We start from the raw sequence: 19,082 nt of genomic DNA, 5'->3' as shown, positions 1-19,082 counted from the left end.
ACAATGCCGTTAATTAGTTTGACAGGGGCTTATTTATCTTTCAGTGATGCTCCTCTATTAGATAGCACCGATTTATTTATTGAAGAAAATGAACGCGTTTGTTTAGTTGGGCGCAATGGTGCGGGTAAATCAACGCTATTAAGAGTGTTATCTAAAGAGCAACCTTTAGATGATGGCCAAGTTGTTTATGAGCAAGATCTTGTGACTGCTCGCTTACAGCAAGATCCACCAAGAGATATTGAAGGTACTATCTTTGACTTTGTTGCAGAAGGTGTTGAAGAAGATGCTAAATACCTAACGGCTTATCACCATATTTCTAAATTGATTGAGACAGATCCTTCTGATAAAAATCTCAATAAAATGGCAGAACTGCAAGAAGTACTTGATAGTCGTAACTTATGGTTACTTGATAGCCGAATTGCAGAAGTGCTAGAAAAACTCGGTTTAGATGGTGAAGCTGAGCTTTCTTCTTTATCTGGTGGTTGGTTAAGAAAAGCAGCATTGGGACGAGCATTAGTTAGTGCACCAAGAGTGCTGTTTTTAGATGAACCAACAAACCACCTTGATATTGAAACGATCCTTTGGCTTGAGAAATTCTTAAAAGACTTTCAAGGAAGTATTGTATTTATTTCTCATGACCGTTCATTTATCCGTAATATGGCAACACGTATAATCGATCTTGATCGTGGAAAATTGTCTTCATGGCCGGGAAATTACGATAAATATCTTGAAAGTAAAGAAGAAGCATTACGTGTTGAAGAGCAACAAAACGCAGAGTTTGATCGCAAATTAGCACAAGAAGAAGCGTGGATACGCCAAGGTATTAAAGCACGACGTACTCGTAATGAAGGTCGTGTAAGAGCATTAAAAGCACTACGTGTTGAGCGTAGTGAGCGCCGTGAAGTATTAGGCAGTGCACGTATGCAGGTCGAAGAAGCAACTCGCTCTGGTAAAATTGTTTTTGAACTTGAAGATGTTAATTACAGCATTGGAATGCGTAAATTAGTTCGTGACTTTTCAGCCAAAGTACAGCGAGGTGATAAAATTGCGCTGGTGGGGCCGAATGGTTGCGGTAAAACCACTTTATTGAAACTCATGCTAGGCGATTTAAAAGCAGATAGTGGACGAGTTCATTGTGGGACTAAGCTTGAAGTCGCTTACTTTGATCAGCACCGTGCAACACTTGATCCTGATAAAACAGTGATGGATAACCTTGCTGAAGGTAAGCAAGAGGTAATGGTAAATGGTCGTCCTCGCCATGTACTTGGCTATTTGCAAGACTTTTTATTTCCTCCTAAACGTGCGATGACGCCAGTTCGTGCCCTATCAGGCGGAGAAAGAAACCGTCTATTACTGGCTCGTTTATTCTTAAAACCAAGTAACTTGCTTATTCTCGATGAACCAACCAATGATCTCGATGTTGAAACATTGGAATTACTAGAAGAGTTGGTTGATGCTTACCAAGGCACCGTTTTACTGGTTAGCCATGATCGTGAGTTTGTTGATAATAGTGTTACTGAGTGTTGGATTTTTGAAGGTGATGGTGTTATTAACAGCTACGTTGGTGGATATTACGATGCGCAACAACAACGAGCACAGTCGGTTTCATTAAAGAGTGAAACCAGCAAATCACGCAACGTACCAGAAAAAGCTGAAAAAGAAGCAAAAGTGAAAGATAGCTCTAAAAAGAACACGCGTTCTAATAAGTTAAGTTATCATTTGACGCGAGAGCTTGAACAACTGCCTGCTAAATTAGAAAGCTTAGAAACGCAATTAAGTGCATTACAAGAGGAAGTGAGTGGGGCGGATTTCTTTACTCGTCCTCATGAAGAGACAGAAAAAGTCTTAAAAGCACTTGCAGATAAAGAACAAGAGCTTGAAGCGGCTTTTGACCGATGGCAAGAGCTAGAATTGATGCAAAATGGCGAATAGCCAACCGAAAACGGGGCATCGTGCCCCGTTTTACTTTCTGGATTAAATATTTTTTTATTGATAAGAGGTGTCGCTGTGTGCTCTGGTCAACAACATCGTCATGAACATAAACATGAGCAAATATTATGTCCTCAGTGCGATCTGGTGGTCAGTGTTCCTCAATTAGCACAAGGAACAAAAGCAACATGCCCTCGTTGCCATACTGTATTAATTGCACGTTGGCGCCAGCCTTTTTATCAACCTGTTGCATTAGCAATCAGCTCATTATTTATGTTGCTAATGGCAAGCCAGTTCACTTTCGTCAGTATGGAAGTGGCTGGTATCGCCAACAACGTCACATTGATGCAGATCCCAACGGTTATGTTTAGTGAAAATTACGTCGAATTAGGCGCATTTTTCTTACTGTTTGTCCAAATTGTGCCAGCTTTTTGTATGGTGGCAATCTTATTTCTTTGTACGCCAATTCAATTACCTAGAAAGCTACAAATTTGGTTATCACGTATTTTATTTCAATTAAAATCGTGGTGTATGGCGGAAATTTTTCTGGCGGGAATTTTAGTTAGTTTTGTAAAATTAATGGCCTATGGTGATATTGGTCTAGGGCTTAGTTTTCTACCTTATGTGCTTTATTGCTTATTTCAAATTCGAGCATTCCAGTGTCTTGATAGACATACTTTATGGGAAAAATTAGAACCTCGCCCAAATTACCCTAATATTGAATCAGGTCAATCAGGATTAAAGCAAGGGGTTAGGTTATGTCGCTCATGTACGGCAATCTTACCAGTAGATCAATATGAATGTAGTCGTTGTGAAGTAAAAGGACATGCAAGAAGGCCGAAAAGTTTACAATGGACGGTCTCTTTGTTGATTACGTCACTTATTCTTTATATTCCCGCTAATTTATTGCCTATCATGGTGACTGAATCATTAGGTAATGATATCTACTCCACAATTATGGCTGGGGTCATTTTGCTTTGGGAAGACGGCTCTTATCCTGTTGCGATGGTGATATTTATTGCCAGTATTATGGTACCAAGTTTAAAAATGGTAGCAATTGCTTGGTTGTGTTGGGATGCACATAAATCTAATGGAAAAAGAGATCCTGCTAGAATGCATTTTCTCTACGAAGTTGTTGAATATGTAGGGCGTTGGTCGATGATTGACGTATTCGTAATTGCTGTTTTAGCTTCATTAGTCAGAATGGGACGTCTGATGAGCATCTATCCTGATTTTGGTGTGGTGCTATTTGCATTGGTTGTAGTATTAACTATGTTCTCTGCAATGATGTTTGATCCTCGGTTGACGTGGGATAAGTGTACAACCGAAGATGATAAACCCACGATTAAGGAGCCTAAGGGTGACTGAAAAGAATGAAACTGCTTTAACTGAAGCAAAAATTAACAAACTAAAAAGCTGGTCTCCAGTTTGGATCATACCACTTGTCACCTTACTGATTGGTGCGTGGATACTTTATTATCATTTCAGCCATCAGGGTCCAGAAGTTACATTAATTACCTATAATGCAGATGGCATTGAAGCTGGTAAAACCAAAATTAAAAGCCGCAGTGTAGATATCGGTTTAGTTGAAAGTGTCTCACTCGATAGTAATTTTAGTCGCGTTATTATTAAGGCTCGCCTTGATAAAGAGATGAAAGAGTTATTACGCGCAGATACTGCATTTTGGGTTGTAAGACCTCAAGTTGGTAAAGAGGGTGTAACGGGACTAGGCACCTTGCTTTCTGGGGCTTACATAGAACTGCAACCAGGATTAAAAGGTAAAGAAGAAGATGAGTTTAATCTTCTTGATTCACCACCGTTAGCTTCACCAGATGCAAAAGGTATTCGTATCAATTTAGTAAGTGAAGGCGCAGGCCAATTAAATGCGGGTGATCCTGTTTTATTTAGAGGTTACCAAGTCGGCTCTGTTGAAACCAGTGAATTCAACATTGAGAGTCGAGATATGCATTATCAACTCTTTATTAAAGCGCCTTATGACAAAATGGTGACATCAAATGTTCGGTTCTGGAAAGATTCAGGTATCGCTTTTGATATGTCTTCATCGGGTGTACGGGTTGAAATGGCATCACTTTCTACACTCTTTAGTGGGGGGGTTAGTTTTGATGTTCCTGCGGGATGGGTTCCAGGTGATCCTATTGAACCTAAAACAGAATTTAAACTCTACGATAATGAAAAGAGTATTCAAAACTCGTTATATACCGACTATCGTAGCTACATCATGTTCTTTTCTGATTCTGTAAGAGGATTGCAAGCAGGAGCGCCTGTGGAATTCCGCGGAATTCGAATGGGAACGGTTGTACAAGTGCCTTATTACACTAAGGGTATGCAACAATCATTGGATAAAGATTTTCGTATTCCCGTTCTTATTCATGTTGAACCAGAACGTTTTGCTAATGATGTCGGTGAGAGTTTCGACTTCGTTAAAGAAATTACTTTTGCGTCTAAGAATGGATTAAGAGCATCATTGAAATCAGGTAACCTTTTAACAGGGGCACTTTATATTGATCTTGATTTCTACCCTGATGAAGCTAAATGGGATGGGCCTCAAGAAGTTGCTGGTATCCAACAAATTCCAACGGTTAGCTCTGGTTTAGCGCAAATTCAGCAAAAAGTGATGACCTCACTGGATAAGATCAACAATCTTCCTGTTGAACCAATGCTTAAAGAAATGACTGCAACATTATCTGAAAGCCAAAAAGCGGTCAGTGAAGCGAAAGAAACGCTGAAGTCGTTAAATGCGATGATTGGCAGTGACGAATTTAGAAATCTTCCTAGCGATATTCAGCAATCATTGAAAGAGATCAATCGTAGTATGCAAGGCTTCCAACCGGGTTCTCCTGCTTATGGAAAAATGATTGATAATATGCAACAGCTTGATCAAGTGCTAAGAGAGATGCAGCCTTTATTGAAAACATTGAACAATAAAAGCAACGCATTGATTTTTGAAGCGAAAGAAGGTAAAGATCCAGAACCAAAGAGGGCTGAAAAATAATGAAATACATCATTGGGGTATTTGTATTGATGTTAACAGCATGTTCAAGTCAGATTGATAAAACGTATTATCAGTTACCTGATGTTTATCAAGGGGGCACGTCAGAACAAAGCTCGGTAACACAGTTAGCCAAGAAGCCTCAAATTTGGGTTCAGCCGATCCGTTTGTCTAATATGTTAGTAAATGCAGGAATTGTTTATCAAACGACGGATATTAATTATACCGTGGCTAATCAGCATCTATGGATTAATCCACTTGATCAGCAATTACAGCAGAATCTTATTTCTGGTTTAACAAAAGCACTGCCAGGTACTGTTGTTGCAAATCAGCCTGTTGAAGATAACTTAGCGAAATTAACGGTCACAGTGAATTATTTTCAAGGCCGTTATGATGGACAGGTAATTATTTCAGGTGATTGGATTTATACTGAAAATAATAAAGTGATTAATCAGCCATTCTCTTTAGTTCTACCACAAACTGAAGATGGTTACCCTGCTTTAGTGCGCACATTAGGGCAGGGATGGGAGCAAGTTATATCTGATATAGCGAAAGCAATTCAAGCTCAATACTAGCGACTTAGTATTATATTTATTCACACCCAATATTCTCTTAAATTGTATTTAAGTTGAATATTGGATTTTGTTTATTTGAAATAATAACAGAGAAAACAATATGTTAGAAACCCTGAAAAAGAAATATCCCACTGCAATCAGTTGGTCATTTGGTGATAACCCTGAGTTGGCGGATGAACTTGCTATGCTGGTGGTAGAAGGAAAAAAAACGGCAACATGTAGTTCATTAAGTGGTTTTTTTAGTGACAGTGTTATTCCAGTTATTGGTGGTTTTAACATTATTCTCAACAGTAAAAATGAGCCTGTTTGTGTTATTCGTACACGTTCTTTGCAGTTAATTCGATTTAATGAAGTCACAGCAGAGCTGGCTAAGAGAGAAGGTGAAGGGGATTTAAGCTTGGCATATTGGCAAGAAGGACATAAAGCGTTTTTTAATCGAGAAGGTTATTTTTCAGAAGATATGGAGTTGGTATTTGAAGAGTTTGAATTAATAGAAGTATGTAAGAGGTATTAATAGCTTATTTTGCCTTCAATGATGGCTAATTCCTTAATAAAACAAGGTAATTAAAAAGAGTTTTCTATGAAAAAAATAGAAATAGAGCAAAAATTAATACTTATAAACCAAGTCTTATATTGACATAAACTTAAAAATAAATATCAATTTATCTTATTTAATTTATTGATTATATAAGATAAAAGTAACCAAATTCATTTTAATTTATTTATGTTTATAAATATCAATAAGTTAAACCTCATCCAACTACGACTTATAAACGAATGAGATAACCTCTTTAATAAAGTATTAAATAAAATAAATAATAATGTTGGTTATTAAATTTATAGTTAGCTCAACATCACAAATATGACATTTGTATTAACTTCTTTACTTGCTTAAATGCTCAATAAAGCGTATCAATTTATAGTGGTTGTTGAAAAAACAATCATTATCTTTCCGCTTAAACTTAGAACGTGAGGGTTGTCTAGATATGAAAAGACAGAAACGAGATCGTTTAGCAAGAGCATTATCGAAAGGTTATCAAGCTGGTATGCAAGGCCGTTCAAAAGAACTTTGCCCTTATTTCGCCATTGATGCGCGTTCACATTGGCTTGGAGGTTGGCGACAGGCCATGGAAGATCGCCCAAGTCTGGTAAAATAAATAATTCGCCGTAGTGAAATAAACAATAATTACATTGAATATTATCACTAATATTTTGCTGACAATCAAAATGAGGGTTATTTATATATTTCTGTGCTCACATTGAACACAGCATAATTTGAATATAAAAGGAAAAGGCTTACACAGGTTGTAAGCCTTTTACATTTATAATTTTACAATTAAACAGATTAACGACCTAAATTAAAGAAACTGTTCATGCTTAGCTCAAAGTTTTGCATTAATTCTTTTAAGTTATTATTTTTAACTTTATTAAGATCAGGGTAGTGTGGGCGATTAGTACGGGCACCTTGTAATCTAAGTGTTATGAGGAATAAATTATTTTTATATTGATTAATAATTTCAGTGTTACTTTCTATCGTTTTATGATCCATTGTTTTTTTACTATCATCAAATTGTAAAAGTAATTTTTCATAGTTATAAATAATATTTTTTAATAAATAGAAAATCTCTTGTGTATACTGATTAAAACTATCGTGTGATCCTTCATTATTTACCCATGTTGGCTCAATACTTACTCGTGAAATAAATTCATTACATTCAAAGAGTTTTATTGCAATATCTTCGCGTGTTAACTTCATCTCTTGCTTGTTTTTTGGGTTCCATTCATTTCTGACTAATTCTATAATAGAGGCAAGTTTCCCTAAAATTATCGATCCTTCTCTCTCTGGAGAGATAAATATATGAATTATACTACCTAATATAATACCTAAAATTATACCAATAATACGATCACGAACAGCTGTAAGTTCATAAACAGGGCCTGTTGTTTCTAATAAAGCTAATGAAAATGTAAATGCTATTTGAATACCTGCATAGCTAATATTTTCTTGGCCCGTTGCCACCCATCCAGCAAGAAAAAAAACGGGAATTATCAATAATAATAAACCAAAAATAGAATTTATTTGGTTGGTGATAAACATTATTGAAAATAGCGCAAAAGCAGCACCAATAACCGCTCCTGATAAACGTAAAATAACTTTGCGTTGAACATTGCCTAATCCAGGTTGAGCAATAATCAAGCAACTTAACATAAAGGTGCTAATCCCGGTCCAATCAGTTAATGTATAAATAAAATAACTAACTAATACAGAAAGTAATGTTTTTAATGCAAAAATGATGTATCGACTATTAGTAAAGGCATCTTCGATCCAAAAACGTTCTTTAGGTTGATCAACTTTATTTAAAATTGATTCAACTTCCTCTTTACTAAGGTAATTTTTTTCACTATCTAAATACCTTTTTAGTGCTGAGTAGATCCTATTTAAAATTACATTATTTGTAGTTTTATAATCAATTATATCTTGTTCAGATAATGATTTTTTTTCTAGTGATAACATTATATTTTCTAGCGTATTGGCTAGTTGTGTAGCAAATATTTTATCTTCCTCATTAGCTAATTCTTGAGGTAGTTTTGCTGATAAATTTCGAATTTCAGAAATAAGAGTTATTTTTTCAATATAGTATTGTTTATCTAGTGTGTTATTTTTATCTCGCATAATACTAAAGCGTAGATATTTATACATGGCCTGTAGATCCATACCGACTTGAACAATATTATGATCTTTTTCAGTAGATGAAATTGTAGGATTAATACACTTATTAATAATTTTAATTTGATAAATTAGAAAGTTAGTAAGTTGTTTTTCGGGTTCAATTGGTAATAAAAGTGTATTAACTATCAGTGTAACTACTATAGTGTAAATAACAGAAACCCAAACCCATAAAATTGATCTAACAAGTAGTTCTGCATTAGGTGCTATATCAACAAGTGATTGTGAATAAATAACAACGATTGAGATAATATAAAAGAGAATTCCGACTTTTGTTGTTCTCATTAAAAAAAAGCTAATTAGAAAAACAAGAGAGGAAAGTAATATTCTGAGAAAAGGAGAGTTCCAGGTTATAATAATGATTAAAAGAGATACCAATATTGCTAATGTACCTGCAATAATAAATAAAAATCCGATTATTTTTGTAATAACAATATTTGTTTGAGTTAGAAAGAAGACAACAATAATAGAAAGAGGAATATATGGTATTTGCAGGGACAGTGAAATAATTACAACAAAAACGCATGATATCACTGTGCGTACTGTTTGATTCATTCTTCCCGGGTAAGGTAATAAAGCATTATGAATATTTTCTAAAATTGAGTTCTCTTTCATTATTTTGTTCTTCCTTAATGACTTATCATTTATCGCGATGAATAATGACAACGGAAGAAGCACCAATACGGAATAAATCAGGATCAGGATCAGCAATACGTATTTTTACAGGAAACCGTTGTGAGACATGAACCCAATTAATAGAACGACTTACTGACGGTAAACCGCCAATAATTATTCCTTCATCTGTGGGTGCGACACCATAACTAATTGAGTCAACAACACCAGAAAAAGATTTATTTGTATCGCTCATAACAAACACTTGTGCTGGAGAGCCTTTATGAAGTCCTTTTAAATCTGTTTCACGGAAATTTGCGATGACAAACCATTGTTTTGTATCAATCAAGGTCATAATGGCTTGAGAGGGGGAGGTATATTGTCCTACAGTGGTTTTTAGTGATGTTACTATGCCATCAAAAGGGGCTCTGACTTCTGTATATTGTAAATTAAACTTCGCTTTTTCAATTTGAGCAATGACTTCATTGCGTTGAGCTTCTAAAGCATCAATACCATCAATAGCTAGAATCGCTTGTTTGGCTTGTAACTGTAAAGCTTTATAGATAGCCTCATCACTATTTTTCTTTGTTAATGCTTGATTTATCTCTTCTTTAGAAACATAGCCTTTTTTAACCAAAGGGAGTTTTCGATTATATGAATCGAGAGATTGTAAAAATTGAACTTTTGCACTTTCAACTTGTGCATGAATAGCTTCAGCATTTTTTTCTTGAGAACTGATTGAGCGTTGCATTAATTTTATTTGTTCTTCAAGCGTTTTTTGTTTAGCTAAATTATAATTTAAATCAGCTTGATAAAGCTGAGGATCTATTCGATAAAGTAAGTCTCCTTTTTTGACTAATTGATTATTTTCGATAGGAAGCTCAATAATTTTACCGTTAATTTCAGGTACTACATTAATTGTATCTGCGTAAATATAAGCATCATCTGTTCTTGGCGCATTATTAACATTCCAAAGCACTATCCCTAATACAATTAATGTGATTAATAGAAGTAATAGGCTATATATTTTACGTACTAATATCATTTCTAGTCCTTTTTACTTAGGAAAAAATAATAACCAAGTTAACATTGAAATTAATGCTGTAACGCAAGGATATACAATAATAACAGGGTACAAAAAGAAGTGTCCTTTAGTTTTGGATAGTATGATATGAATGATAATCATTCCTAAAACGCCAATAGCAGAACATAATAACCAATCAGGAAATGATGCACCAAATAATACAATGGAAGGGGCAGGTGAGCATCCTGTAAGGAATAATATCATTAATACAGTTGCTACTAATTTTTTTATATTATTCATAACATCCTATTTTCTAATAATGACGCATAAAAATGGCTTATTAAAATAAGTAATATTATTCATTATTGCACAAAAATTATTTAAAAATATAACAATAAGCTAAATTTATAGTCTTTGTTTAACTTTTAAATGTTAAATTTATCTTTGATATAAAAACAAAGAATAGATGAAATTCGGAGTTATGATATGAATAAGATTAAATTACTCACGTAATCAAAATGTTATCACTATGCTTTTTTGGAAAGGCAAGTTTTCAATATGATAGATAGGATGAAAAATAGATGAGAAGAGATTTTATTTTTATAACAGAAATAAAAAAGCCTAATCTTAAAAAGAGTATAGAGTAGGCTTTTGTTTATGAGTTACTGTCGATTTAGAATGCAGTTGTATCTTTAAATAAGCCAACTTTTAAGTCTTTTGCTTCATAAATCAGCTTACCATCAACATACACTTCGCCATCAGCAATACCCATAATCAGTTTACGATTGATAACACGTTTGAAATCAATTTTATAGGTAACTTTTTTTGCTGTCGGTAATATTTGTCCTGTGAATTTTACTTCACCAACACCAAGTGCTCGACCTTTACCTTCGCCACCAAGCCAGCCAAGATAGAAGCCAACAAGTTGCCACATGGCATCTAGGCCTAAGCAACCAGGCATAACAGGATCATTGACGAAATGGCAATCAAAGAACCATAAATCTGGCTTGATATCGAATTCTGCTTCGATAAAGCCTTTATTATGGGTGCCGCCATCTTCTGTCATTTTAATGATGCGATCCATCATTAGCATATTACCAGATGGCAGTGGTGGGCCATCTTGGCCAAATAATTCACCACGGCCTGAAGCAATGAGGTCTTCTTTAGAATAAGATTCGCGTTTATCAACCATTGTCTATATAGCCTTTATCAAGTGTAAGACAACAGAATAGCTTACACTTGTACGCTGAACAACTCCGATCACTTGAAACAGAATTATCTGAATAGACGTAAGAACCAAGGTAATTTAGGTCTATCTTGATTATTTGCAAGTGTTATACGATCATGAATAACAGCTAACAAGTGTGAGTCTGATTGTTCTGGTTCACATTGCTCTTCATAATATGGCTGACGAGTTAGTAACGTTATGGCTTCCGCTACATGTGTGACAGGCCAAATATGAAATTTTTCCTCTTTTACTGCTTGTTGCACATTCTCGTTAAGTACAAGGTGACGAATATTGGCGAGAGGAATAATTACGCCTTGCGCACCTGTTAATCCTCTTTGTTGGCAGATATCAAAGAAGCCTTCAATTTTCTGGTTTACGCCACCAATCGGTTGAACTTGGCCAAATTGATCGACGGCGCCTGTAACAGCAATTTGCTGATCAATAGGCTGTTGTGCCAGTGTGCTAATAAAAGCACATAATTCAGCCAAAGAGGCGCTATCACCATCAACCTCACCATATGATTGCTCAAAAACAATCGAAGTGCTAAATGGCTGAGGTTGGTCTAAACGCAATTCTGAGTTTAAGTAAGCTTGCATAATCATCATGCCTTTCGCGTGAAGATTGCCACCAAGCTCGGCTTTTCGCTCAACATCCGTAAACTCACCATCACCTATATGTGCAACGCAGGTAATGCGAGTCGGTTCTCCGATTAAATCAGGATATCCAGGGTAATCTAAAACAGAAAGCCCATTGATTTGACCAATAGCTTCACCTTCTGTTTGTATCATAACTTGATCTTGTAAAATCTCATCACGACTGCGTTCTAACAAATAACTGTGTCGCCATAGGCGATTTTCTTCTGCTTTTTTTAATGCATCAGCATTTAAAGAAGCATCATGATTAAAACGCATTGCATAACGAAGCTGGCGTAAGATCCATTCTAAATCTAGGCTCAGTATTAGTTGATCTTCATGTTGTCTTGCTGCTTGTGTTAGCAAAACTTCCCAAGCATCCGCAGATAAAGAAGGTAGGTGATATTTTTGGCACAGTGAGTTTACAAAACCACACCATTGAGAAAGAGTTTTTTCGTTCTCTAAATACATGTCGTATTCATATTCACCATATAAAGCAGTACTACTTAGCTCCGGCTCCATAAATTCAAGCTCTTCAAGACTAAGTCTATCACCTACTAAAATAACGCGAAGATTGAGTGGCATACTCTCAATAGGTAAAGGCAGAGATTGATTGTCATTCCAAACTAGCCACTCAAAACGCTGTTCTTCAACCATTTTTTTAAGGCGGAACCACATGAGTGGTTGTGTAAGTAAAGACTTTATAGAGAGGACTAAGATGCCACCATTTACTTTATGCAATAAGCCGGGGCTGAGGGTCACTTCATCTTTATGGCAATAGAATGAGCCAAAGAGTTGTTCTGGCTCTATCCATTGGCAGCAAGTAATAGATTCTGATGATGAAAATGCACCTTGTACATTTTCTTGCCAATCGATTTTATTGGTTTCTGCTTGATAACTACCAACAACAGGATCAGTTTTGATCCCTGATTGCATTAGTGTGTCTGTCAGCATATCAAAGTAAGCAGTTGAATCATCCGCTTTTAACAGCATAAACTGTCCTGAATCTGCATTGTTTAACCATTGCAGGCTTTCATACAGGCGAGGTTGAACCTCACGAAGTAGAGATGCAGGTAATTGAGATGCTGTTTGAAAGAAAGTTTGGTAGGAGGCGTAATCAGGACGTAACGCCTGCCATTCTAATTCGTTGTTTTTCAAGGTTACCGTTTTTATTATTGGTTAGTGAAAAGAGATAATTAGATATCGTATAAATTGATATCTATCCTGCAATAAGACGGTTCTTTAACTGTCATCAACTGCATAGGCAGGGAATATGTATCGCTATGACCTTATAATGACGAGTTAATAAAATTGGCCATTAAGGTTTTATGATAGCGACGCTCGATTCTATCATAACGTGCCCAGAAAACTATCCCTTATCAAGGCTTGTTATTAATTGATAAGAAAGATTATCTAAAATAACTTCGTTTATAAAATAGTCAAAAAATTTCGGTTCTGTGGAAGTATTTTTGTAAAATTGTTGATATGCTAGTATATAGTTACGTTGTCACGGGGGTTGTATGAAATATCAACAATTAGAGAACCTAGAATGTGGTTGGAAATGGGCCTATCTAGTAAAAAAACACCGTGAAGGTGAATTAATTACCCGTTATATAGAAAAAAGTGCTGCGGATGAAGTTGTTGAGCAATTGTTGCTTCTTGAATCGCAACCATTAAAAGTTTTAGAGTGGATAGATTTGCATATGAATCCTGACTTATCTAATCGGATGAAGCAAACTATTCGAGCTCGTAGAAAACGTTATTTTAATGCTGAGCATCAACACACACGCAAAAAATCAATCGATTTAACGTTTAAAGTTTGGCAACGTTTATCTGCATTATCACAACGCAGAGGAATAACATTATCAGAAACAATAGTGCAATTAATTGAAGACGCTGAGAGAAAAGAGCAATATGCATTAAAAGTGCATAGTTTAAAAGATGGGCTTATTGAGTTACTAGTACGTGATAAAGAAAAATAAGTTAAATTAATTTTCTCTTACTGGTTTCGACCGTTTATTGTTATAGCGGTTTTTGTTCTCTGTTTTTATTGTCATATTTCATACCTTGTACCTTTTCGAAAACGTTCTTACCTTTAGATTTTTACCTAATTTTATCTCCATAAAAGAAAAACCCTGCCAGTGGCAGGGTTTTGAATTCATCAACAGTAGATTATTCTACTATTTGAATTATTTAGCAGGAACAACAACTTCAGTTGTACCTTGGATTTCGATCTCAACACGACGGTCTGGTGCTAAGCAATCGATCAGAGCTGAACGAGCTTTAACGTTGTCACATGTGTTGCCAGTAACTGGGTTTTCTTTACCACGACCTTCTGCAGAGATGCTGTTTGCAGGGATACCTTTAGAAACTAGGTAATCAACTACAGATTGAGCACGTTTTTCTGACAGAGGCAGGTTGTAGTTTTGTGAACCAATACGGTCAGTGTAACCGATAACGACTACACGGCCTTGAGTTGGGTCGATGTTAGCCAGTTCAGCGTACAGACCATTCAGAGCTTCTTGACCTTCAGCTTTCAGAGTAGATTTGTTGAAGTTGAACAGAACGTCTGAACGCAGAGTAAAGGTTTTGTTCTCAACAACTGGCGCTGGAGCTACAACTGGCGCTGGAGCTACAACTGGAGCTGGAGTTTCTTGGTTGAAGCGGTAAGCAACACCAACACTCAGCATGCCGTTGTCTGGACGAGCATTCAGAGTACCTTTATCACCGATGTTGTTGATCCACTGATATTCAACACGAGTAGCGATGTTTGGAGTGATCGCGTATTCAGTACCTAATGCGAATACTGGAGAAACGCCAGTATCATTTTCAGAGAAACGTCTTTGAGTATCCGCTGAAGTTGCATTAACAGTTGCAGAAGAATCTGCACGCCATACCATACCACCTAAACGAGTATAAACGTCTAAGTCTTCCATTACTGGATAGCTTAATTTAGTAGTTAACTGGATACCTTGAGCTTTGAAAGCACCGTTGTTGTATGAACCTTTGTAAGTCATACGACCTAACCAGTCATAACCCAGCTCAAAACCTAAGTATTGGTTGTATTGATAACCAGCAAATGCACCAGCACCTAATTGGTCTTTATGAGTATTACCGTTACCGATAGATACATCACCCCATTGGTTGCTAGTACCTTGGTATTGAGACCAACCTAATTTACCACCAGTATACCAGGTATTGTCTTTTGGAGCTGCTTGCGCTGCAGTTGCGAAAGCTGCCACTGCCACTGCTAATGCGATAGCTGTCTTTTTCATTTTACGCCTCGTTATCATCCAAGTTAGGCATTTGGCTTTAAGCCTTATTATTTGCCCTTGGTTAAATTATTGTTAGGAATCCAATACTTTCATCAAATGATGATCCCAAAAAATGGGATTTAAAGCATAACCTTAACGACATAAAGTCTACAATGAACTTAAAAAGTTACAAGTAATCCTTTAAAATTCGACTTAAAATTTTAAAAAGATCTGCATTATTCCACAATGGGAAAGATTCTGTATTTTTGTTAAATTTATTGTAACTATATGATTTAGGTTATAAATACATTTGACTTATCTTAAATGATACAAGGGTGTTTTGAGTATTAGGAAAACTCTTAAATTTCACTAATGGTAGTGAATTGAATGAATTTTTACAGAATTCAAATGTCGTTTAGAGGTATTGCTACTTTCTAAATGGATATTCGTGTTAATTTGCTGTCGCATAATAAACCCGAGGGTTTTTCCTTTACTGGCAGCAGATTCTAATCGTTTCATCTCTTCTGACGATATTTCTGGTAACCAGCCGAGTACTACACTGTAATTACCACTCACCAGTGCTTTTTCCATTAAATCAACCGTAGTTATCATATTCACATGATTTAACTGGATTATTTTGTTAAGTGGTAAGCCTGCATTTTTTAACCAAGTACGGTTTAGCTTTTGTTGTGGGTTTAACCACAATAACCAACGTGATTCATGACTATACTGTTTCAGTAACGGTAAAAGGATGTGATTAATGACGAGTGGATTTTGGTAGAGAAGTTCACTCACCATGCCTTGTTTATTATTGCTATCGTCAGTCGCCATTGTGGAGGGGATAGATAGAGGTAATACCTCATTTGAGATCTCTTGGAGAATGGCGTTCTGTCTTGTCGGAGATGATGTTGAGAGTTTCATATATACCTCGTTCCATATGTACTGTATGAATATACAGTATATCTATATTTTGCTTAAATCAAGCTCATTTTTTGAAAGTTCCTCTCAAATTTCATGTAAATTTCTATTTTTAAGTTGTTAACTATTGGCAATAAAAAGGAATTTATTTATTGTCTTTCTTGTAATGTCTTATGCATGTTTTTGAATTCAAAGATAAAATTAAATCTTAAAGTTTGTTTTGGAGTTTCAATGTTATTTTTACCTGAGCAAAGGAAGGCTCATTTGTTATCGCGTATTGCACAATATGGAGAGTTAACAACAAAGTCTCAATTTGGTGGTGTTAGCTTAATGATTGATGATGTTATGTTTGCTATCACATCTAATAATGAGTTTTATTTAAAGGGGAGTGGCTTTTTAGAAACGCTCTATAAGGCAACAAAAATGAGTTCCTATACTTATATGAAAAAAGGAATTCCTATTATATTGCGTTATTACCATATAACGGATTCATTATGGACGAATCAGCAAAAACTAGATCAATATATTGATATGTCATATCACTACAGTATTCAAGAATATTTAGGACAACGAAAAAAGCCTTGCAGAATAAAAGATTTACCTAATCTAGGTGTGATATTAGAAAAAAGATTGAATCAAATTGGCATTAATCAAGTTGAAGAGTTGCGTTTAATCGGTGCTAAAGCGTGTTATTTAAAATTAATGCATAGTCACAATTTGAAAAATAGTGAACTTTTGCTTTCATTGGCCGGAGCTATCATCGGATGCCATCGTTCTGTATTACCAAGCCAACTTAAAATGGAGTTATTAGATTGGTATAACGAATTATCTTTCCAATAAGATAAAAATATGACGGTTATTTTCTCTAATATGCTTATGGGAATTAGAGAAAATAACGTCAATAAGAGGTTAAGATTGAGGCAGTTTTTTTGATTCGCTTTGCTCAATAATTTGGATACAGCTAATAATTTGTGGTAGTAAATCCAATAGTAATCGGATTTGAGTGAGTACTAATTGAATGCGAGGATTATCTGCATTAGGTAATAGATTGATCCTTTCAATTAATTCTACATGAGATTGCTTAAATTCTTTGATTTGTGGCGTTTTACGACGTAAAGCCGAATCGATATAACACACGGTATCATTAAGTAACGTGAGTACATTCTCATCTTCTATTTTTGAACGATGAACGCCAAGTGCAGAAATATAACTGAGTAAGGTATGATTTAAACACAATAACTGAAAAGCCACTTCTTGGGATGATTGATAACTTTTGGGTTCTGATGACATATTTGAGATCAGGGATGCTAATTCACCATCACTACTATGAGCATTTCGACGAGCAATTCGATAACTCAAGCTATTATCTTTTCCTTGGTAATACTGAATAAGTATGGCATCAAGATAGTAGCAGTTATTTGTCATTGTTTTTTGAATGACAATAGGTAGTTGACGGAATTTCCAGTCAGGCCAAATAAAGCTGACAGCAAACCATGCTATGGCGCAACCAATTAAGGTATCGATAATACGAGGAAGGGCAACATCATAACCTTCACCAAGCAAATTGAAACTTAATAAAACCAATAAAGTAATAAATAGTGTGGCATGTGCGTATTGTATGGTTCTAAATGCGAAAAAGAGCGTACCAGTTATTACAATTAAAACGAGTTGTCCTTCAATCGAAGGCACAAAATATAAAATAGGGAAGCCAATTAAAATACCAATAATAGTACCACTCACACGTAAGGTAAGACGCCGGCGAGTAGCATTATAGTTGGGTTGGCAAACAAATAGGCTGGTCAATAATATCCAATAGCCTCTATCCAATTGGAAAAATTGAATAATGGCATAGCCAATACATAACACCAGTGACATCCTAACAGCATGTCTAAAAAGCGCTGATTTAGGCGTGAGGTGCTCTTTTATTCTTAGTGCAATATCGCGCCATCCAGTTAAACCATCATCAGAAAGTTGCGTTTCTTCTTTTTGGTCATGGGATATTTGGTATTGCTCTGTACTGATACTTCGTAAAAGTGCATCAATGCCTTGAAGGTTTTGTAGTAAATTATTTAAAGGTGTTATTAATTGTGGTTCTGAGGTCGTATTTTTTAAATGATTTAATGCATTCTCTAGATAATTTATAGCGCGTTCTAATGAAGGATTATGCTGATATTTTTTATGCCAAAGAATAGATTGTGCAACTTGTTCACAAGCTCGTGCCTGCATCGAAAGTAAACGTTGAAAACGAAATAACACATCGCTATGCCGTAATTCATTACTTAATAGCTGGTATTGAGCATGTGACGAACTTGCTCGCTCATGAATATCTTGAGCAACGAAATAGTAATGAAGTGTGAAACGACTACTACGTTGGCCTCTATCACCTTTTAACCGACTTAATAATGTAACTTTAGTTTGGTTCATCGTGTCAATTAATTGGCTATTTGCCATTGCTAAATTATAAAGCGAATGTTGATAGTCATCTTCGATATCGGGATCAAATAATGTCGCTTTAGCTTCAAGATAAGTTGCGAGTTGTTGGTAGCAGCGAGTTAAATTGTCCTGAACTGGGCGAATTGGGAATAATAAGTGACCAATTAACGTTAAAGAGTTATACCAAATAGCGCCTAATAACAATAAAACGGGTTGTTCATACCATTCTGGGAAAATAGGCATACCGAGCATGGTATAAATCGCGATTAATAAAGCACCAAAAGCAATAGTTGCGTACCGTTGCCCTAGAGCACCCAATAAAATAAACCCCCAAGTAGAAATAGCTAAACCACAAAAGAATAAAATAGGATAGGGATAAAGCAATCCTATAGATGCTGAAGCAAGAAGAAAACAGCATAAAGTGATAACAAGGTTTTTTAAACGACCAACAAGCCTATCATCTAAGTCAGTTAATGCAGCCGCAACCACGCCTAAAGTTAGAGGAATTGTGTATTTAGGCTCTTGCCCTAAAATCCAAGGAAACAAAGTCGTTCCTGTAAGCGCGATTATTATGCGAATATAATATAAAAAGTGGCTATTATAGATAAATCGGCGGGCGCCATTTAGCAAAGTGAACACAAAAAGCCCTTAAATAAACAAGATGAAGATAATTACCTCTTAGAATATAGGGTTTATCACCGATTAAAAAGAGCTTAACGACAGACTATTTGTTATTTAT

At 35.7% G+C, this 19,082-nt stretch carries 16 protein-coding genes; 8 read left to right on the top strand and 8 right to left on the bottom strand.

What is annotated here, in order from left to right; translation table 11 throughout:
- Positions 1 to 3 precede the first annotated feature (3 nt).
- From QSH13_RS02740 to rmf, 6 genes are all read left to right on the top strand, one after another.
- Complete coding sequence (locus tag QSH13_RS02740; protein ID WP_185901915.1) at positions 4 to 1,932, top strand: ABC transporter ATP-binding protein; 1,929 nt, start codon at positions 4 to 6, stop codon at positions 1,930 to 1,932.
- 75 nt (positions 1,933 to 2,007) lie between these two features.
- Positions 2,008 to 3,297 carry a membrane integrity-associated transporter subunit PqiA gene (gene pqiA, locus QSH13_RS02735; protein ID WP_286038803.1) on the top strand — a complete coding sequence of 430 codons (1,290 nt, stop codon included), beginning with the start codon at positions 2,008 to 2,010 and terminating at the stop codon, positions 3,295 to 3,297.
- Complete coding sequence (pqiB, locus tag QSH13_RS02730) at positions 3,290 to 4,942, top strand: intermembrane transport protein PqiB (protein ID WP_109398000.1); 1,653 nt, start codon at positions 3,290 to 3,292, stop codon at positions 4,940 to 4,942. Before pqiA ends, pqiB begins: the two co-directional genes overlap by 8 nt.
- Entirely contained in the window at positions 4,942 to 5,514 is a 573-nt protein-coding gene (gene pqiC, locus QSH13_RS02725) for a membrane integrity-associated transporter subunit PqiC (protein ID WP_109397999.1), read from the top strand. The genes pqiB and pqiC overlap by 1 nt, the downstream gene beginning before the upstream one ends.
- Before the next feature lie 100 nt (positions 5,515 to 5,614).
- Entirely contained in the window at positions 5,615 to 6,028 is a 414-nt protein-coding gene (locus tag QSH13_RS02720; protein WP_109397998.1) for an ASCH domain-containing protein, read from the top strand.
- A 472-nt stretch (positions 6,029 to 6,500) separates the two neighbouring features.
- The gene (gene rmf / locus QSH13_RS02715) at positions 6,501 to 6,671 is read left to right on the top strand and encodes a ribosome modulation factor (RefSeq protein WP_023581348.1); all 171 of its coding nucleotides are present in this window, start codon (positions 6,501 to 6,503) and stop codon (positions 6,669 to 6,671) included.
- 188 nt (positions 6,672 to 6,859) lie between these two features.
- Here rmf and QSH13_RS02710 read toward each other — a convergent pair whose 3' ends face one another.
- The 5 genes from QSH13_RS02710 to QSH13_RS02690 form a co-directional block, all read right to left on the bottom strand.
- On the bottom strand, positions 6,860 to 8,857 hold the full coding sequence (locus QSH13_RS02710) for an FUSC family protein (protein ID WP_196544765.1): 1,998 nt from the start codon (positions 8,855 to 8,857) through the stop codon (positions 6,860 to 6,862).
- Positions 8,858 to 8,882: 25 nt separating this feature from the next.
- Positions 8,883 to 9,899 carry a multidrug transporter subunit MdtN gene (gene mdtN / locus QSH13_RS02705; RefSeq protein WP_109406438.1) on the bottom strand — a complete coding sequence of 339 codons (1,017 nt, stop codon included), beginning with the start codon at positions 9,897 to 9,899 and terminating at the stop codon, positions 8,883 to 8,885.
- A gap of 12 nt (positions 9,900 to 9,911) precedes the next feature.
- Positions 9,912 to 10,178 carry a YtcA family lipoprotein gene (locus QSH13_RS02700; protein ID WP_109397995.1) on the bottom strand — a complete coding sequence of 89 codons (267 nt, stop codon included), beginning with the start codon at positions 10,176 to 10,178 and terminating at the stop codon, positions 9,912 to 9,914.
- Positions 10,179 to 10,551: 373 nt separating this feature from the next.
- Positions 10,552 to 11,070, bottom strand: coding sequence for a bifunctional 3-hydroxydecanoyl-ACP dehydratase/trans-2-decenoyl-ACP isomerase (gene fabA, locus QSH13_RS02695; protein WP_023581351.1), 519 nt, complete (start codon positions 11,068 to 11,070; stop codon positions 10,552 to 10,554).
- 83 nt (positions 11,071 to 11,153) lie between these two features.
- Positions 11,154 to 12,896 (bottom strand): AAA family ATPase, encoded by a 1,743-nt coding sequence (locus QSH13_RS02690; protein WP_286038802.1) that lies wholly within the window; start codon positions 12,894 to 12,896, stop codon positions 11,154 to 11,156.
- Between the two features lie 362 nt (positions 12,897 to 13,258).
- On the opposite strand from QSH13_RS02690, the gene matP reads away from it, so the two are divergent.
- On the top strand, positions 13,259 to 13,720 hold the full coding sequence (gene matP, locus QSH13_RS02685) for a macrodomain Ter protein MatP (RefSeq protein WP_109397993.1): 462 nt from the start codon (positions 13,259 to 13,261) through the stop codon (positions 13,718 to 13,720).
- Positions 13,721 to 13,927: 207 nt separating this feature from the next.
- Here matP and ompA read toward each other — a convergent pair whose 3' ends face one another.
- Both ompA and sulA read right to left on the bottom strand, forming a co-directional pair.
- Positions 13,928 to 15,013 carry a porin OmpA gene (ompA, locus tag QSH13_RS02680; protein ID WP_109397992.1) on the bottom strand — a complete coding sequence of 362 codons (1,086 nt, stop codon included), beginning with the start codon at positions 15,011 to 15,013 and terminating at the stop codon, positions 13,928 to 13,930.
- A gap of 348 nt (positions 15,014 to 15,361) precedes the next feature.
- Positions 15,362 to 15,913, bottom strand: a complete 552-nt coding sequence (sulA, locus tag QSH13_RS02675) for an SOS-induced cell division inhibitor SulA (RefSeq protein WP_109397991.1) — start codon at positions 15,911 to 15,913, stop codon at positions 15,362 to 15,364.
- A gap of 228 nt (positions 15,914 to 16,141) precedes the next feature.
- On the opposite strand from sulA, the gene QSH13_RS02670 reads away from it, so the two are divergent.
- A complete protein-coding gene (locus QSH13_RS02670) occupies positions 16,142 to 16,750 on the top strand; it encodes a TfoX/Sxy family DNA transformation protein (RefSeq protein ID WP_109397990.1) in 609 nt (202 codons plus the stop codon).
- A gap of 69 nt (positions 16,751 to 16,819) precedes the next feature.
- Here the strand turns inward: QSH13_RS02670 and yccS are convergent, their stop codons facing one another.
- Positions 16,820 to 18,982: a YccS family putative transporter gene (gene yccS, locus QSH13_RS02665; protein ID WP_235376051.1), complete on the bottom strand. Its 2,163-nt coding sequence runs from the start codon at positions 18,980 to 18,982 to the stop codon at positions 16,820 to 16,822.
- Positions 18,983 to 19,082: the final 100 nt, after the last annotated feature.

It is taken from the genome of Proteus faecis, assembly GCF_030286765.1.
Taxonomy (GTDB): Bacteria; Pseudomonadota; Gammaproteobacteria; order Enterobacterales; family Enterobacteriaceae; genus Proteus; species Proteus faecis.
The sequence above is the reverse complement of the archived record's forward strand: the minus strand, read 5'-3'. Positions and strand labels throughout refer to the sequence as shown.